The organism is Pseudonocardia sp. DSM 110487, from assembly GCF_019468565.1.
Taxonomy (GTDB): Bacteria; Actinomycetota; Actinomycetes; order Mycobacteriales; family Pseudonocardiaceae; genus Pseudonocardia.
The window spans coordinates 1,157,262-1,172,871 of sequence record NZ_CP080521.1 but is presented as its reverse complement, the minus strand read 5'-3'; the positions used below and the strand labels follow the sequence as shown (position 1 = coordinate 1,172,871).

Here is a 15,610-nt window from a genome sequence, read left to right as displayed (position 1 = left end):
CTACCCGAGCCGCTCGTACACCAGGCGCTCTCCGACACTGCCGGAGCGCCACACGTCGTGGCAGGCCTCGGCCATCGCGTCGAGGCCCTCGGTGATGGAGGCGTAGACGTTGCCCGGAACCCAGCCGACGTCCCCGTTGATCAGCAGGTTGTTGCGGCCGTAGAAGATCGCCAGGTCGATCCCGCCCGCGTCCTCGTCGATCCCCTGGTCGGCCTTGAACGCGGAGTCGAGCACGCCACCCGCGAAGTCGAACAGCACGACGTCGCCGGGGATCGGCGTGACGGTCGGGTTCTCCCTGCCGATCTCCGCGAAGCGAGGCACGATCGTGTACACCTCGTTGCGCGCGTACTTGGCGTGCTGAGCGTCGCCGGCCAGCGGGCCGGCCTCGAGGGCGCGCCACACCGCGGAGGTGGTGCGCGGTGCCTCCTTCTCCAGCAGCTCAGCCACGCAGGACACGCCACGACGCGCGAGGCTGATGCGGAGGAACTTCGACATAGGGCCGCTCCCGGCGTCAGAGGGGGATACCGCGGCGCCGCGGATTGTTGACAATAGTACGAGCGCTTCCTAGCGTGTCAATCCTCGCCCCCCACTCGGGAAGGTCCCGTCGAATTGCCCGTTCCCGCTGGTCAGCGAGCCGTTCCGACGATCACGGTGTTGCACGGTGACGATCGACCGCCGGGCCTCGCGCTCGACGACATGCGGTTAGCGTCCGACGCCTCCTCTCTCGCCGAGGCGCTGCCCGGCGCCGAGGTGCTCCTCGTATGGGACTTCCTCTCCGACGCAGTGCGCGACGCATGGCCGGCTGCCGACTCGCTTCGGTGGGTGCACACCGCGAGCGCCGGCGTCGACCGGCTGACGTTCCCCGGGTTGCTCAACTCCGACGTGACGCTGACCAACTCCCGCGGCGTGTTCGACCGGCCCATGGCCGAGTACGTGCTAGGACTGGTACTCGCGATGGCCAAGGACCTCCCGGGCACGCTCGCCGCGCAGACGCGAGGCGAGTGGCACCACCGCGAGACCGAGCCGATCGCCGGCCGCCGCGCCGTGGTCGTCGGCGGCGGCCCGATCGGGCACGCGATCGCCGGGTTGCTCGGCGCCGTCGGGATGGACGTCGAGCTGGTCGGCCGCCGCGACTTCGACGGCCTGCCCGGCCTCCTTCCCGGCGCCGACTGGCTCGTGCTCGCCGCACCGCTCACCGACGCGACCCGCGGCATGCTCGACGCCGCGACGCTTGCGCTGCTCCGCCCGTCGGCCCGCGTGATCAACGTGGGCCGGGGCGCGCTCGTCGTCGAACCCGACCTCGTCGACGCGCTGCGGGAAGGACGTATCGCCGGCGCGGCCCTCGACGTGTTCGCCCGCGAACCGCTCCCGGCCGACTCACCGCTGTGGACCCAGCCCGGCGTGATCGTCTCGCCGCACATGTCCGGCGACCTGATCGGCTGGCGGCAGGAACTGGTGGAGGTGTTCCGCGACAACCTCGCCCGCTACCAGGCGGGCGAGCCGCTGCGCAACGTCGTGGACAAGACGTTGGGCTACGTGACCACCGGAGGTGGGACGTGACAGCCGACCTGACCGCGACCGAACTACTCGCGGCCTACCACTCCGGGGAGCTCTCGCCCATCGAGGCCACCGAGGCGGCGCTGCAGCGGATCCGGCGCCACGACCCGCAGGTCAATGCGTTCTGCCTGGTCGACGCGGACACCGCGCTCGGCGCCGCCAAGGAGTCCGAGGAGCGCTGGCGGCGCGGTGAGCCCGCCGGGGCCCTCGATGGTGTGCCGATCTCCATCAAGGACATCCTGCTCACCCGCGGCTGGCCCACGCTGCGCGGCTCGCGCACGGTGGACCCGACCGGGCCGTGGGACGTCGACGGGCCGCACGTCGCGCGCGTGCGCGAGCAGGGCGCCGTGCTGCTGGGCAAGACCACCACCCCAGAACTGGGGTGGAAGGGCGTGACGGACAACCCGCTCACCGGCGTCACCCGCAACCCGTGGGACCCCACCCGCACCGCGGGCGGCTCGTCCGGCGGTAGCGCGGCGGCCGTCCTCTGCGGGATGGGGCCGCTGAGCCTCGGCACCGACGGTGGCGGTTCCGTGCGCATCCCCGCGGCCTTCACCGGCACCACCGCGCTCAAGCCCACCTACGGGCGCGTGCCGCACTACCCGCCGAGCCCGTTCGGCACCCTCGCCCACGTCGGCCCCATGACGCGAACCGCGGCCGACGCCGCACTGCTGCTCGACGTCGTGTCCGGCGCCGACCCCCGCGACCCGTGGGCGCTGTCCCCCACCGGCACCGCGGTCGCCGCGCTCGACGCGGGTGTGGCGGGCCTGCGGATCGCGGTCAGCCCCACGCTCGGCTACGTCGACGTCCACGCGGAGGTCGCGGCGGCGTTCGCGGCGGCGGTGCGGGTGTTCGCCGACCTCGGCGCCCACGTCGAGGAGGCGGACCCCGGCTTCACCGACCCCATCGAGGCGTTCGAGACGCTGTGGTTCAGCGGCGCGGCGAAGTCGATCGAGCACCTGGGGCCCGAGCAGCGCGCGCTGATGGACCCCGGTCTGGTGGCGATCAGCGAGCAGGGCGCGCGGGCGTCCGCGCTGGACTACCTCACCGCGATGGCCGTGCGCAACGACTTGGGCACCCGCATGGGCGACTTCCACAGCCGCTACGACCTGCTGCTCACTCCGGCGCTCCCGATCCCGGCCTTCGAGGCAGGCATCGAGGTGCCGGCCGGCTGGCCGCGGGAGCGGTGGACGACCTGGACGCCGTTCACCTACCCGTTCAACATGACCCAGCAGCCCGCCGCGAGCGTCCCCTGCGGCTTCGCGGAGGGACTCCCGGTGGGCCTGCAGATCGTGGGACCCCGCCACGCGGACAACGCGGTGCTGGCCGCGGCTCACGCGTTCCAGCAGGCGACGGACTGGCACAAGCGCCGCCCCTGATTCCGACGAACGGCGCGTTGGTCGGAACCTATCCGACGAACGCGCCGTTCGTCGGAAGGCTGTGCCTCAGGTGGCGTCCGGGTCGACCGGGGGGACCTCGTTCTTCGCCAGCCGCTCCGGCGCGGGCGCCGGGGGTGGGGTCTTCGTCATGTTCGGCTTCGGAGGCGTGTAGCCGTTCGGCTTGGGCTGCTCGTCGTCGAAGAGCGTGCGCGCCACGGCCGTGCGCGGGTTGAAGTTCCGCAGGCCACGCAGTTCCTCGAGCGGCTTGCGCAGCTCGTCGAACTCCGGGCCGAGCTCGCCGCGCAGCTGCTCACGCGCGCCGGTGGCGTACTCGCGGACCTGGCGGATGGCCCGGCCCGCCCACGCCGCCGCGGACGGCAACCGTTCCGGGCCGAGGATGAACAGGCCGGCCACGATCAACACGAGGATCTCGCCCCAGCCGACGCTGTCGAACACGCTGCCACCCTACGTCTAGTCGGCGCCTAATCCGATGCCAGGACGACGGACACCGTGAGTGGGCGCCCCTCGCGGATCAGCTGGACCTCCACCGTGTCGCCGGGATTGCGTTCGCGCACGGCGACGACGAGCTCGTCCGCCCCCGCGATCGAGCGGTCTCCGACTCGGGTGATCACGTCGCCCTCGATGATGCCTGCCGCCTCCGCGGCCCCGCCCTGCTGAACGTTCTGCACCTGGGCGCCGTCGGTGGTGCCGTCGGTCATCGAGCGGGAGTTGACGCCGATCTCGGCGTGGGTGACCGCCCCGGTGCGGATCAGCTCCTCCGCAATGCCGCGGGCGTCGTCGATCGGGATGGCGAATCCGAGGCCGATCGAGCCGCCCTCACCCATCCCGATGCTGCGGATCGCGGTGTTGATCCCGACGACGGCACCCGTGGAGTCGACGAGCGGGCCGCCCGAGTTGCCGGGGTTGATCGCCGCGTCGGTCTGGATCGCGTCGATCACCGCGTTGGTGTCGGTGCCTGCCCCGTCCAGGCGCACCGGGCGGTTGACCGCGCTGACGATGCCCTCGGTGACGGTGCCGACCAGGCCCAGCGGGGAGCCGATCGCGATCACCCCGTCGCCGACGACGAGCCCTGCCGACGACCCGAACGTGGCCACCACCGGGTTGGCGACCTCCACCTTCACGACCGCGAGGTCGGTCTTCGGGTCGCGTCCCACGATCTGGGCCGCGGCGCGGGTGCCGTCGTGGAAGATCGCCTCGATCTGGGCGCCGGTGACCTCAGCGGCCGGCGCCACCACGTGGTTGTTCGTGAGGACATAGCCGGATGGGTCGATGACCACGCCGGATCCCGTACCGCCCTCCTCGCCCACCCTGATCTCGAACGAGACGACGGCGGGCACCGTGCGGGCCGCGATGTCGGCCACCGAGCCGGGCGGGCGTTCCCGCCCGGGGACGGTCTGGGTGATCGAGGGATCCGGATCGGTGAGGCCGGCCGCTCCCTCCGCCGTGTAGCGGCCGACCATGCCCCCCGCGGCCCCAACGAGCAGCGCGACCACAGCGAGCAGCGCGAGTGCCCTCGGCTCGACGCGGCGACCGAAGAGCACCTCGCGCAGGCTGAGCCGGGCCCCCTCGCCGCGCAGGGGCTCGCTCGCGCCTTTCGACGCACCGGCAGGCGGGCCCAGCGCCGCGGCGCTCTCGGGGTCGCGCCACGGATCGCGCTCCGCGCCGTCGGACCAGAAGGAGTCCTCCTGCACCGCGCCATTGCCCGCACCGTTCTCCGTCGGTCGCTGCAAGGACGGGGCGGCAGGGTCGGGACGGCCGAACGCGCTGGCCAGGGCGGCAGGCGGCGGGGCGACGAGCGTGGTGGACCGCGGTGCGGCGCCGTTGCGCATTGCGGCGAAACCACCGTCCACGCCCTGCGGGCGGCCGAACGCCGCGGCGGACTCGTCGTCGACGGCGGGCCGCTCGAGCGGGCGCGGCCCGAGGCGCGGCGGCGTGACGTCGGACTGCGTGACGTCGGACTCCGTGGCGTCGGACTGCGTGGCATCCGCCGCGTCGGACTGCCGCGGGATCTCGATCGTGCGATCCTCGCCAGGGCCCTCGGCGCCGTTTCCTCGCTCCACCGAGCTCGGCTCGGCAGGGGTGTTGGGATCGCTCATCCCTCGGCAGACTCCTGGACTGTGCGGATCGGACCCCCTCAGCGTGCCTCAGGGGCGGTGAAGTCCGCGTAGCTCAGCGCGGTCGGTGGCCCTCGGCGGGAGGCGCTGACGCGGGTGCCGCCGACGGTGGCGCGCTGGTGGCAGCCGCGGGCTGCGGGGTGAGCTGCAGGCGGGCGTCGACCGGGGTGGTGGTGCCGCCGAGGACCGGCCGCTGCACCATGTCGGCCTCCGCAGGGGCCGGTACAGGCGAGCCGTTGACGGCGGCCGGCACGGCGAACGCGATGGCGCCAGCGGCGAGGCCGGTGACGGCGACGCCGGTGCCGAGCCACATCCTGCGGTGCGTGCGGTCGCCCTGCGGCGCTGCGGAGCCGGCGCGCGTGGCTCCACGCGCCGCGCGCTCGGGGCGCAGCACCGAGACGAGCTGACCGTCGGCGGTGACCGCGAGCCCGGCGGGCGGGGCCGGGAGATCGGTGTCCTGCGGGATCGAGCGCAGGCTCGACAACAGGGACGAGGGGAGGCTCGGACAGTCCGCGGTGCGCAGCGCGGCGCGGGCCTGCCCCTGCGCGACGACCTGGGCGGCGCACTCGTGGCACTGGGCGATGTGCTGGGTGGCCCGCAGGTGCGGACCCGCCGCGAGCTCGTCGTCGACGAAGGCGACGATGGCGTCGGACGACAGGTGATCATGGCCCCAGTCCGGGGTGGTCACCGAAATGCGCCAACGCCCTGAAGTCACCCGTGTACCTCCTCCAGCTCCGCCCCGCGGACCTCGGCTGCCCTGCGGCGCTCGAGCGCGCCGCGCAGGGCGGCCCGGCCGCGGTGGATCCTGCTCCTCACCGTACCCAGCTTCACGCCGAGCGTGGCGCCGATCTCCTCGTAGGAGAGACCTTCGACATCACACAGCACGACCGCGGCGCGGAACTCGGGCGCCAGCTCGTCGAGCGCCGCCTGCAGCTGCGGATCGAGGTGGGTGTCGGAGAACACCTGCTCCGGCTGCGGACCCGTGCCGGGGAGCCGGTCGGTGTCCTCGGGGAGCGCCTCCATGCGGATGCGCGAGCGCCTGCGCACCATGTCCAGGAACAGGTTCGTGGTGATGCGGTGCAGCCAGCCCTCGAACGTGCCCGGCTTGTAGGAGGCGAGGGAGCGGAACACCCGCACGAACGTCTCCTGGGTGAGGTCCTCCGCGTCGTGTGGGTTGCCGGTGAGCCGGTACGCGAGGCGGTACACGCGGTCGGCGTGCTCACGCACCACGTCGTCCCAGCTCGGCGGAGTCCAGCCGGCCTCCTCACCGGGCAGCAGCGTGCTGCTCGGCAGTGTGGCTGAGCCTTCGCTCATCGTCGCGTCGCACCTCCTGCGGCGGGTCGTGCCTCTGGCCAACGGAGAACCGGTGCTCTGTGTTCCCGGTACTCCCCACGGCCGACGACCCCGACCGCCTGACACATACCGTGCCCGATGCCCGTGAAACAGGGGTGAGAACCGGCTGAGAGGAGCCTGATAGAACGAGCCAAGTAGCCTTCCGCCTCATGTGGGAGCCGGACGCCGCAACCGATCTGTGGGCGCTGCGTGACCACGTCGAATCCTATCTCGCCGAGGACGACGTGCTCACGTCCGCGCGCGCCGACGCCACCCGGTCGGGCTGCGTGCCCGTCGGGCCCGATGCCGGCGCCGGCCTGCGGTTCCTCGCGGCCACGATCGGGGCGCGCGCCGTTGTGGAGATCGGCACCGGCACGGGCGTCAGCGGGCTGTGGCTGCTGCGCGGAATGGTGCAGGACGGCACCCTCACCTCGATCGACATCGACCCTGAGCACCAGCGCGCGGCCCGCGGTGTGTTCCTCGCCGCAGGCTACGGGCCCACCAGCCTGCGCCTCATCAACGGGATGGCTCTCGAGGTGCTGCCCCGGCTCACCGACGCCGGCTACGACCTCGTGTTCGTCGACGCCGCGCCTGCCGACTACCCGCGCTACCTCGAGGAGGCCGTGCGCCTACTGCGCGACGGCGGGATCGTGGTGTTCGCGGGCGCGCTCGGCGCGGGCGTGGTGGACCCGGACGCCTCCGACGCGAGCACGGCCGGCCTGCGGGATGTGAGCCGCCTGATCCGCGACGACGACCGCCTTGTGCCGGTGCTCCTCCCGCTGGGCGACGGCCTGCTGGCCGCTCTCAAGACAGGCTGACGCAGCCGGCGGGTCGCCGGGCTGCTCAGAGGGCGATGGCGCCCTTGCCCAGCACGACCACGCCGCCCTGGCTCACCGTGTAGCGGGCGCGGTCGAGACCCAGGTCGACCCCCACCAGCGCACCGTCGGGGATCACGACGTTCTTGTCGAGGATCGCGCCACGGACGATCGCGCCGCGCCCGACCCTCGCGCCGGGCAGCACGACCGAGTCGGACACCTCGGCCCCGGCCTCGATGCGCACGTTGTGGCTGATCACCGACCGGCGCACGATCGCACCGGAGATGATCGTGCCGGAGCCGACGATCGAGTCCTGCGCGATGCCCCCCTCCACGAACTTCGCGGGCGGGAGCGGCGGCATCGCGGTGCGGATGGGCCAGCGCTGGTTGTAGAGGTTGAAGATCGGGTGCACCGACACGAGATCGGTGTGTGCCTCGTAGTAGGCGTCGATCGTGCCGACGTCGCGCCAGTACCCGGCGTCGCGGTCGGTGGCGCCGGGCACGACGTTGTCGGCGAAGTCGTACACCGCGGCGTCGCCCTGCGCGACCAGCCGCGGGATGATGTCGCCGCCCATGTCGTGGTCGGAGTCGCCGTCCTCGGCGTCGGCCCGCAGCGCCTCGAGCAGCACCTCGGTGGTGAACACGTAGTTGCCCATCGAGGCGAACGTCACGTCCGGGTCGTCGGGCACCGACGGCGGGTCGGACGGCTTCTCGAGGAACTCGGTGATCTTCCCGCCGGCCTCGGAGTTGATCACACCGAACGCCTTCGCCTCCGCCCGGGGCACCCGGATGCCCGCGACGGTGACACCCGCGCCGCTCTCGATGTGCCGCGCGATCATCTGCCCCGGATCCATCCGGTACACGTGGTCGGCGCCGAACACCGCGATGTAGTCGGGCTGCTCGTCGTAGACGAGGTTGAGGCTCTGGAAGATCGCGTCGGCGCTGCCGGTGTACCAGCGCCTGCCGAGCCGCTGCTGGGCGGGGACGGTGGTGATGTACTGCCCCAGCACGTTGGACAGGCGCCACGTGGTGGAGATGTGGCGGTCCAGTGAGTGGGACTTGTACTGGGTGAGCACGCAGATGCGGTGCATCCCGGTGTTGACCAGGTTGGACAGCACGAAGTCGATGAGGCGGTAGTTACCGCCGAAGGGGACGGCCGGCTTCGCGCGGTCGGCGGTGAGCGGCCACAGCCGCTTGCCCTCGCCGCCCGCGAGCACCACCCCCAGGACGTTGGCCCCCATCGCCAGCGGAGAGGCAGGGGACATCCGCGCCCCCGTCATGGCGTCGCCCCGATACGGGCCGGACCTACCGGCAGCGTCGTCACAAGTTCCGACCCTAGTGCCCGATAAGAGACCTCGGCCAGCGGAACGCCGGGTTACACCTGTGATCCGCACACCCCGCCGCCTCCGCCGATGCCCTACCGTTCGCCCGTGCGCATCGGCCTGCTCACCCGCGAGTACCCACCGGACGTCTACGGCGGGGCCGGCGTGCACGTCGAACACCTGGCTCCGGCACTGCGCGAGCTGGTGGACGTCGACGTGCACTGCTTCGGCGAGCCGCGGGATGCGCCGGACACCTATGCGCACCGGCCGCCGCTGTCGCTCGACGACGCGAACCCGGCTCTGCAGACGCTCGGCGCGGATCTGTCGATGGTGGCCGCGCTCGGCGGGGTCGACCTCGCCCACTCCCACACCTGGTACGCCAACATGGCAGGCCACCTGGCGAAGGTGCTGCACGGGGTGCCGCACGTCGCCACGGCGCACTCGCTAGAACCGCGACGGCCGTGGAAGGCCGAGCAGCTCGGCGGCGGCTACCGGCTCTCGTCGTGGGTGGAGCGCACCGCATACGAGGCGGCCGACGCCGTGATCGCGGTGAGCGCGGGGATGCGACGGGACGTCCTGGAGTGCTACCCCGCGCTGGACGCCGCCCGCGTCCACGTCGTGCACAACGGGATCGACACCGGCTTCTACCACCCGGACCCCGCACGGGACGCCGTGCGGGCCGCAGGCATCGATCCGGACCGGCCGAGCGTGGTCTTCGTCGGGCGGATCACCCGGCAGAAGGGGCTCTCGCACCTGATCGCCGCCGCCCACCACATCGACCACGACGCGCAGATCGTCCTGTGCGCGGGGGCGCCGGACACGCCGGAAATCGCCACCGAGACCGAGGCCGCGGTGGCCGAGCTCAGCGCGGCCCGCTCCGGCGTGGTGTGGGTGCGCGGCATGCTGCCCACCACGGCGGTGCGCCAGATCCTGTCCGCGGCCACCGTGTTCGTCTGCCCGTCGGTCTACGAGCCGCTCGGCATCGTCAACCTCGAGGCCATGGCGTGCGGCACCGCGGTGGTCGCCTCCGACGTCGGCGGGATCCCCGAGGTCGTCGCCGACGGCAAGACCGGGCTGCTCGCCCACTTCGACGAGCACGAGGTGGACACGTTCCGCGCCGGACTCGCCGCGGCCGTCAACTCGCTGCTCGCCGACCCGGCCCGCGCCGCCGCCATGGGCGAGGCGGGCCGGGTGCGGGCGGAGCGGGAGTTCAGCTGGCAAGAGGCGGCGGCCCGGACCGTGGAGATCTACCGCGGGCTGGTCGGGAGCGCTTGCTGAGCTCGTGCCTTGACGCGCGCCCGGTGCGCGGCCACGGCGGAGCGGTTGGCACACGAGGACGAGCAGTAGCGGCGCGCGGCGTTGCGGGAGGTGTCGGCGAACACCTTCGCGCAGCCCTCCGCGGCACAGCGGCCGTGGCGGGTGATGCCGTACTCGGACACGAGCATCGCCAGCGCGAACGCGGTGGTGGCGCGGATCCGGTCGACGAGACCGGCCTCCGGCGGGGTGTAGTGCAGGTGCCAGCTCACACCGTCGTGGTTGGTGAGGTGCGGCTCGATCCGCACGTCGACGAGCAGCGCGTTGAGCGCGGCGGCGGCCTCGTCGTCGCTCGCGACGTCGAACACGGTGCGTAGCCGGCGCGCCCATGCGCGCAGCGCGGGCTCGATGCTGTCCGGAGCGTCGAGAGCGCGGTAGGAGTGCGCGACCAGTACGCCCCGCAGCTGGTCGGGCGCCCGGCCCTCCGGGTCCTCGATCACGGCGTTCACCAAGTCGACGGCAGCTCCGAGAGCGTCGCTGCGGTAACCGATGAAGTCCATTGGGCTATTACTACCACAGCCGCACCCTGTAAGATGCCAAGCAGCAACGGTTATTACCGAGGGGAGGGCGCAGCCATGCGGTGCGCGCGGTGTGGGTGGCCGAGCAACGAGGCGACGGTGCTGTCGACGCACCACACGTCACAGGGGTGGGTGCGGTACCGGCGGTGCGTGTGCGGGGACGTCACGATCCAGCTCGTGACGCTCGCCCCGGCCGTGGGCACGGAGGTCGAAGCCGTGCGCGAACCGGCCGAGAGTGCGCTCTAGTGTCCCGAACCGGAACACTAGGGAAACGACGAACGGCACCGACGGGCGGCGCGTGCCGTCCGTCGGTGCCGTTGGTCGGTACCGACTGCCCCGGGGTCAGGGGCGTGTGCGCTCAGCCGGAGGCGGCCTTGAGTGCGTCGCCGAGGTCACTCGCTTCTTCCGCCGACATCTCGACGACCAGGCGGCCGCCACCCTCGAGGGGGACGCGCATCACGATGCCCCGACCCTCCTTGGTCACCTCCAGGGGACCATCGCCGGTCCGGGGCTTCATCGCCGCCATCTCCTGCCTCCTCCGTCGTCGTTAGTGGCCAGAGCCGTTGGCATCGCGGGGTTCGTTGCCGCTGCGCGGGCGTAGCGCGCGGCGAGGATGCTGGGAACATCTTTCCTCATCCGACGGACAGGGGTGCAACCGGAGCGATCAACCAGCCAGGTCGTTCACCGTCCGCAGTCAGGCCGTCGCTGCTCGCCAGCAGTCCGCGACATGATCATCTACCAGCCCGGCCGCCTGCATGAGCGCGTAACACGTCGTCGGTCCGACGAACCGAAACCCCTTCCGCTTGAGCGCGCGGGCCATCGCCACCGACTCCGGGGTGGTGGCAGGCACGTCCGCGAGCGTCGCGGGCCGCGGATGGCAGGCCGGGTCGGGGGCGAACGACCAGAGCAGCTCGTCGAGCGGCTGGTCCAAGGTGAGGACGTGGCGCGCGTTGTGGATCGTGGCCTCGATCTTCGCCCGGTTGCGCACGATCCCGGCGTCGCCGAGCAGCCGCTGCACGTCGGACTCGTCGAAGGCGGCGACGGCGGCCGGGTCGAACCCGGAGAACGCGGCGCGGAACGCAGGGCGCTTGCGCAGGATGACCAGCCACGACAGGCCGGACTGGAACGCTTCGAGGCTCAGCCGCTCGAACAACGCGGTGACGCCGTGGAGCGGGCGACCCCACTCGTCGTCGTGATACGCGATGTATTCCGGCGCGGAACCGGCCCAGCCGCAGCGAGCGCGGCCGTCGGTAGTGGGCTCAAGCACCGGAACGGTATACCGCCTCGCACCGACGCTCCAGGCGTCGCAGCGAGAACACCAGCCCGGCGCGGAACGCGGGCCGCACCACCGCCCAGCCGAGTGCACCGAGCCGCCCCAGCGGAAGGTCGAGCAGCTCCGACCACCTGAACCGGGCGCGCTCCGGGCCGAGGGGCAACACCTCGAACACGCCGTCTCCGCGCACCACCCGCCCGAGGTGGCGCACCACGCAGCGCCGCGGCGGGCTCCATTCGACGATCTCCATGCGATCGGTGACCCCGAGCGGCCCGAAACCGGTGACCGCCTCGAGGATGGCGCCGAGCCGCCTGCCGTCGCCTCCGCTCGTCGGCCGGACACGGGTGCCGAGCATCCACTCACCCTGACTCGCCCAGTCGGTCACCGTGTGCCAGACCACCTCGGCGGGCGCTCCGACCTCGACCGCTTCGCCGACCTCGACGCGGGTCACCGCTCGCCCTCCGCCCTCACCTCGGGGCCGGGCGCTGCCGACGCGAGCGCGGACTCCAGCTCGGCGACCCTCGCCAGTAGGCCGTCACGCTGCACACCCGCGCGGTCCAACTGATCGGCGAGGCGGTCGAGCACCCAGTCCACCTCGTCCATCCGGTAACCCCGCAGCGCCTGCTGGAAGTGCAGCTCGCGTACGTCGTCGCCGTCGATCTCGCCAGCAGGCAACCGGGTGGGCGTCGCGCCGGGCGGCAGCGGCGCCAGCTCCTCGCCCCGCCCGAACACGAGCGCGGCGAGCCCGAAGAGCGCGGCCCCGACTGCCGCGACGACCAGAAGGTAGATCAGCGCGGTCCCCACCCCGCTGATCCCATCACGCGCGGGAGATCAACGCACGAGCACCTGTCTCATCGGGGGTCGATCGGGGGCACCCACCGGGCTGGTCGATGGGAGCCACTCCCCCTCGACCTGCACGAACTGGGTGAGCGCGCCTCCCGCGTCGGGGACGTCACAGCGCAGCAGCGCCGCCGAGAGGATCTCACGGGCCATCACCCCCAGCTGCAGCAGCGACCGATTGCGGTGCTTGCGCACGCCGAGGTTGACCTGGGCGAGCCCGTCGAGGCCGAGCCGGGCGTACGTGTCGAGCAGCAGCCCGATCTCCACCCCGTACCCCGGCGCGAACGGCACCGATTCGAGCAGTTCCCGGGTGCCGGCGTACTCGCCGCCGAGCGGCTGCACGATCCCGGCGAGCTCGGGGCGCAGCGCGGCGAGCAGCGGGCGCACGAGCAGCTCCGTGACGCGTCCTCCGCCGGTGTCGGCCATGGTGGTCTCGAGGCGCAGCGGGCGCCGGTAGAAGCCCTTCACCAGCGCCACGCCGGGCTCGGTGAGGAGCGGGCCCAGCAGCGCGGGCACGAAGCCGGGATCGAAGTCGACCAGGTCGGAGTCGAGGTAGCAGACGATGTCGCCGGTGGTGGCGGCGAGCGAACGCCACAGCACCTCGCCCTTGCCCGGCACGGGCGGGAGCTCCGGCAGCACGTCGGTGCGCAGCACCACCCGCGCACCGGCGGCCGCCGCGACCTCGATCGTGCGGTCGGTCGAGCCGGAGTCGACGACCACCAGCTCGTCGACGAGCGATGCCGGTCCCCTGGTCAGGGGCACGATCGCGGCGACGATCGCCCCGACCGTGGCCTCCTCGTCCAACGCAGGCAGCACCACCGACACCCGGCGGCCCGACTTCGCCGCAACCAGCTCCTCGACGCTCCAGCGGGGGTCCTGCCACGTCCGCCGGGCGAACCACTCCTCGATGACCGGGTCCACGGGCCTCACTCCTTCACGGGAGGGTCCTCACAACGCGTGCGGGTGGGCGATCTCCGATGATCGATGTGACCATGTCCACCGTCCGGCGCGCCTGCCGGACCTCGTGTACCCGGAAGATGCGCGCACCCAGCCACGCGCAGACGGCGATCGTGGCCATCGTGCCTTCGAGGCGCTCGTCCACGGGCAGGCCGAGCGTCTCGCCGACGAAGTCCTTGTTGGAGGGCGCGACCAGCACCGGCCTGCCCAGCCGCACGAGCTCGTCGAGGCGGCGGGTGAGTTCGAGCGAGTGCCAGGTGTTCTTGTTGAAGTCGTGCCCCGGGTCCAGCACGATCCGGTCCGGCGCAACCCCCACGGCGATCGCCCGCTCGGCGAGCGCGTCGAGGAACCGCGTGACGTCGCCGATGAGATCCGGGTACCGCACCCGGCGGGCGTAGGTGCGCGGGGCGAGCCCGCCGGTGTGGGTGCACACGAGGCTTGCCCCGAACTCCGCGGCCACCTCGGCGAGCCGCGGGTCGTGACCGCCCCATGCGTCGTTCACGAGGTCGGCTCCGGCCGGCAGCACGGCGCGGGCCACCTCGGCGCGCCAGGTGTCGACGCTGATCGCGACGTCGGGGTGTCTCTCCCGCACGCATCCCACCAGCGCCTCGATGCGGGCGATCTCCTGCGCGGGCGGGACATCGGGGCCAAGGCCCGCCTTCACCCCACCCACGTCGATGACGTCGGCGCCGTCGGCCACCATCTCCGCGACCTGCTCCAGCGCAGGCGTCAACGCGTACGCGCGCCCCCGGTCGTAGAACGAGTCGGGCGTTGCGTTGACGATCCCCATGACGAGCCGGGCGGATTCGTCGTAGGCGCGTGCGCCGAGGTACACGTCAAGAATCCAGGGGCTTCGCGCACGCGTCGAGTGCCTCGGACACGTCGGTGGCGACGACGAGCCGATCGATCGCCTCTGGGCGCACGAACCCTCGCTCGCCCAGCCCGCGCACCCACTCCAGCAGCCCGGAGTAGTGGCCGTCGGGGTCGAGCAGCACCACCGGCTTGCCGTGCATGCCCAGGTAGCCCGCCGTCCACACCTCGAACAGCTCCTCGCAGGTGCCCACACCGCCGGGCAGCGCGAGGAACGCGTCGGCGTGCGCCTCCATGAGCGCCTTGCGCTCGCGCATCGTCTCGACGATGAGCAGCTCGTCGGAGTCGTGGTCCGCCCACTCCAGGTCGACCAGCGCCTGCGGGATCACCCCGGTGGTGCGCGCCCCGCCGGCACGGGCCGCCGCGCCGAGGGCGCCCATCATCGCCGCCTTCCCGCCGCCGGACACGAGCTGCCAGCCGCGGGCGGCGATCTGGCTGCCGACATCGGCGGCGAGGTGCAGGTAGCGCTCGGGAAGGCCCTCGATCGACCCGCAGTACACGCATACGGACCGCGGCCCGGTCAATGTGCCTCCTCCCACGCCCGCCACGCCTCCTGCACGATCTTCACCGCGTCGTCCACGTCGTCGGTGAGGTGCAGCAGCGCGAGGTCCTTCTCGCCGATCTTTCCGTGGCCGAGCACCGTGGTCTTGATCCAGTCGTAGAGCCCGCCCCAGTACTCGCTGCCCAGCAGGACCACCGGGAACTTGGTGACCTTCTTCGTCTGCACCAGCGTGAGCGCCTCGAACAGCTCGTCGAGGGTGCCGAACCCGCCGGGCAGGCAGACGAACGCCTGCGAGTACTTCACGAACATGGTCTTGCGGGCGAAGAAGTAGCGGAAGTTGATGCCCAGGTCGACCCAGTCGTTGAGGCCCTGCTCGAACGGCAGCTCGATCCCGAGGCCCACCGAGAACCCGCCGGCCTCCGAGCAGCCCTTGTTGGCCGCCTCCATCGCGCCGGGGCCGCCACCGGTGATCACCGCGAAGCCGGCCTCCGCGAGCGCCGTACCCAGCGCTCGGCCCTGTGCGTACTCGATGTGGTCACGCGCCGTGCGCGCCGAGCCGAACACGGTGACCGCGCGCGGCAGCTCCGCGAGCATCCCGAAGCCCTCGACGAACTCGGCCTGGATGCGCATCACCCGCCATGGGTCGGTGTGCACCCAGTCGCTCGGGCCACGCGAGTCGAGCAGCCGCTGGTCGGTGGTGGTGGGCTCGTTGCGCCGCTCGCGGCGCAGCACCACGGGGCCGCGTTGTTTCTCCTCGGGTCGTCGGACCCCGTCCGTGCTCATGCAGGCCAGGGTAG

20 protein-coding genes are annotated in these 15,610 nt (G+C 72.3%); 5 read left to right on the top strand and 15 right to left on the bottom strand.

Going from position 1 to position 15,610, the window contains the following annotated elements; genetic code table 11:
- Entirely contained in the window at positions 1-495 is a 495-nt protein-coding gene (locus K1T35_RS05570) for a DUF3830 family protein (RefSeq protein WP_220259102.1), read from the bottom strand.
- Between the two features lie 201 nt (positions 496-696).
- On the opposite strand from K1T35_RS05570, the gene K1T35_RS05565 reads away from it, so the two are divergent.
- Entirely contained in the window at positions 697-1,560 is an 864-nt protein-coding gene (locus K1T35_RS05565) for a D-2-hydroxyacid dehydrogenase (protein ID WP_220262413.1), read from the top strand.
- The gene (locus tag K1T35_RS05560) at positions 1,557-2,936 is read left to right on the top strand and encodes an amidase (RefSeq protein WP_220259101.1); all 1,380 of its coding nucleotides are present in this window, start codon (positions 1,557-1,559) and stop codon (positions 2,934-2,936) included. The genes K1T35_RS05565 and K1T35_RS05560 overlap by 4 nt, the downstream gene beginning before the upstream one ends.
- A gap of 66 nt (positions 2,937-3,002) precedes the next feature.
- On the opposite strand, the gene tatB is transcribed toward K1T35_RS05560, so the two are convergent.
- The 4 genes from tatB to sigE all read right to left on the bottom strand — a co-directional run bounded on the left by tatB (position 3,003) and on the right by sigE (position 6,385).
- Positions 3,003-3,392 carry a Sec-independent protein translocase protein TatB gene (tatB, locus tag K1T35_RS05555; protein WP_220259100.1) on the bottom strand — a complete coding sequence of 130 codons (390 nt, stop codon included), beginning with the start codon at positions 3,390-3,392 and terminating at the stop codon, positions 3,003-3,005.
- A gap of 26 nt (positions 3,393-3,418) precedes the next feature.
- A complete protein-coding gene (locus K1T35_RS05550) occupies positions 3,419-5,053 on the bottom strand; it encodes a S1C family serine protease (protein ID WP_220259099.1) in 1,635 nt (544 codons plus the stop codon).
- A gap of 73 nt (positions 5,054-5,126) precedes the next feature.
- Positions 5,127-5,786: a hypothetical protein gene (locus tag K1T35_RS05545; RefSeq protein ID WP_255621608.1), complete on the bottom strand. Its 660-nt coding sequence runs from the start codon at positions 5,784-5,786 to the stop codon at positions 5,127-5,129.
- The gene (gene sigE, locus K1T35_RS05540; RefSeq protein WP_220259098.1) at positions 5,783-6,385 is read right to left on the bottom strand and encodes an RNA polymerase sigma factor SigE; all 603 of its coding nucleotides are present in this window, start codon (positions 6,383-6,385) and stop codon (positions 5,783-5,785) included. The genes K1T35_RS05545 and sigE overlap by 4 nt, the downstream gene beginning before the upstream one ends.
- 188 nt (positions 6,386-6,573) lie before the next feature.
- On the opposite strand from sigE, the gene K1T35_RS05535 reads away from it, so the two are divergent.
- Positions 6,574-7,221 carry an O-methyltransferase gene (locus K1T35_RS05535; protein ID WP_220259097.1) on the top strand — a complete coding sequence of 216 codons (648 nt, stop codon included), beginning with the start codon at positions 6,574-6,576 and terminating at the stop codon, positions 7,219-7,221.
- A 25-nt stretch (positions 7,222-7,246) separates the two neighbouring features.
- Here the strand turns inward: K1T35_RS05535 and glgC are convergent, their stop codons facing one another.
- Complete coding sequence (glgC, locus tag K1T35_RS05530; protein ID WP_255621607.1) at positions 7,247-8,482, bottom strand: glucose-1-phosphate adenylyltransferase; 1,236 nt, start codon at positions 8,480-8,482, stop codon at positions 7,247-7,249.
- Between the two features lie 165 nt (positions 8,483-8,647).
- Between glgC and glgA the strand changes: the two genes are divergently transcribed.
- Complete coding sequence (gene glgA / locus K1T35_RS05525; RefSeq protein WP_220259096.1) at positions 8,648-9,817, top strand: glycogen synthase; 1,170 nt, start codon at positions 8,648-8,650, stop codon at positions 9,815-9,817.
- On the opposite strand, the gene K1T35_RS05520 is transcribed toward glgA, so the two are convergent.
- The gene (locus K1T35_RS05520; RefSeq protein WP_220259095.1) at positions 9,787-10,353 is read right to left on the bottom strand and encodes a CGNR zinc finger domain-containing protein; all 567 of its coding nucleotides are present in this window, start codon (positions 10,351-10,353) and stop codon (positions 9,787-9,789) included. The genes glgA and K1T35_RS05520 overlap by 31 nt on opposite strands.
- Before the next feature lie 117 nt (positions 10,354-10,470).
- Between K1T35_RS05520 and K1T35_RS05515 the strand changes: the two genes are divergently transcribed.
- Complete coding sequence (locus K1T35_RS05515) at positions 10,471-10,617, top strand: hypothetical protein (protein WP_220259094.1); 147 nt, start codon at positions 10,471-10,473, stop codon at positions 10,615-10,617.
- Positions 10,618-10,729: 112 nt separating this feature from the next.
- Here K1T35_RS05515 and K1T35_RS05510 read toward each other — a convergent pair whose 3' ends face one another.
- The 8 genes from K1T35_RS05510 to K1T35_RS05475 form a co-directional block, all read right to left on the bottom strand.
- The gene (locus K1T35_RS05510) at positions 10,730-10,897 is read right to left on the bottom strand and encodes a DUF3117 domain-containing protein (protein ID WP_084211001.1); all 168 of its coding nucleotides are present in this window, start codon (positions 10,895-10,897) and stop codon (positions 10,730-10,732) included.
- Positions 10,898-11,065: 168 nt separating this feature from the next.
- Entirely contained in the window at positions 11,066-11,638 is a 573-nt protein-coding gene (locus K1T35_RS05505) for a DNA-3-methyladenine glycosylase I (RefSeq protein ID WP_220259093.1), read from the bottom strand.
- Positions 11,631-12,095 (bottom strand): SRPBCC family protein, encoded by a 465-nt coding sequence (locus K1T35_RS05500; protein WP_220259092.1) that lies wholly within the window; start codon positions 12,093-12,095, stop codon positions 11,631-11,633. The genes K1T35_RS05505 and K1T35_RS05500 overlap by 8 nt, the downstream gene beginning before the upstream one ends.
- Positions 12,092-12,448, bottom strand: coding sequence for a DivIVA domain-containing protein (locus K1T35_RS05495; protein WP_220259091.1), 357 nt, complete (start codon positions 12,446-12,448; stop codon positions 12,092-12,094). The genes K1T35_RS05500 and K1T35_RS05495 overlap by 4 nt, the downstream gene beginning before the upstream one ends.
- Positions 12,449-12,475: 27 nt before the next feature.
- Complete coding sequence (locus K1T35_RS05490) at positions 12,476-13,405, bottom strand: glucosyl-3-phosphoglycerate synthase (RefSeq protein WP_220259090.1); 930 nt, start codon at positions 13,403-13,405, stop codon at positions 12,476-12,478.
- 13 nt (positions 13,406-13,418) lie between these two features.
- Positions 13,419-14,285 (bottom strand): dihydropteroate synthase, encoded by an 867-nt coding sequence (gene folP / locus K1T35_RS05485; protein WP_370645496.1) that lies wholly within the window; start codon positions 14,283-14,285, stop codon positions 13,419-13,421.
- Positions 14,278-14,835: a TIGR00730 family Rossman fold protein gene (locus tag K1T35_RS05480; protein ID WP_220259089.1), complete on the bottom strand. Its 558-nt coding sequence runs from the start codon at positions 14,833-14,835 to the stop codon at positions 14,278-14,280. The genes folP and K1T35_RS05480 overlap by 8 nt, the downstream gene beginning before the upstream one ends.
- Complete coding sequence (locus K1T35_RS05475) at positions 14,832-15,596, bottom strand: TIGR00730 family Rossman fold protein (RefSeq protein WP_220259088.1); 765 nt, start codon at positions 15,594-15,596, stop codon at positions 14,832-14,834. The genes K1T35_RS05480 and K1T35_RS05475 overlap by 4 nt, the downstream gene beginning before the upstream one ends.
- Positions 15,597-15,610: the final 14 nt, after the last annotated feature.

Bases quoted from the DNA above. Each gene is read 5' to 3' on its own strand.
- K1T35_RS05570 (WP_220259102.1), bottom strand. From the start codon at position 495: ATGTCGAAGTTCCTCCGCATCAGCCTCGCGCGTCGTGGCGTGTCCTGC.
- K1T35_RS05565 (WP_220262413.1), top strand. From the start codon at position 697: ATGCGGTTAGCGTCCGACGCCTCCTCTCTCGCCGAGGCGCTGCCCGGC.
- K1T35_RS05550 (WP_220259099.1), bottom strand. From the start codon at position 5,053: ATGAGCGATCCCAACACCCCTGCCGAGCCGAGCTCGGTGGAGCGAGGA.
- sigE (WP_220259098.1), bottom strand. From the start codon at position 6,385: ATGAGCGAAGGCTCAGCCACACTGCCGAGCAGCACGCTGCTGCCCGGT.
- K1T35_RS05535 (WP_220259097.1), top strand. From the start codon at position 6,574: ATGTGGGAGCCGGACGCCGCAACCGATCTGTGGGCGCTGCGTGACCAC.
- glgC (WP_255621607.1), bottom strand. From the start codon at position 8,482: ATGTCCCCTGCCTCTCCGCTGGCGATGGGGGCCAACGTCCTGGGGGTG.
- K1T35_RS05520 (WP_220259095.1), bottom strand. From the start codon at position 10,353: ATGGACTTCATCGGTTACCGCAGCGACGCTCTCGGAGCTGCCGTCGAC.
- K1T35_RS05510 (WP_084211001.1), bottom strand. From the start codon at position 10,897: ATGGCGGCGATGAAGCCCCGGACCGGCGATGGTCCCCTGGAGGTGACC.
- K1T35_RS05475 (WP_220259088.1), bottom strand. From the start codon at position 15,596: ATGAGCACGGACGGGGTCCGACGACCCGAGGAGAAACAACGCGGCCCC.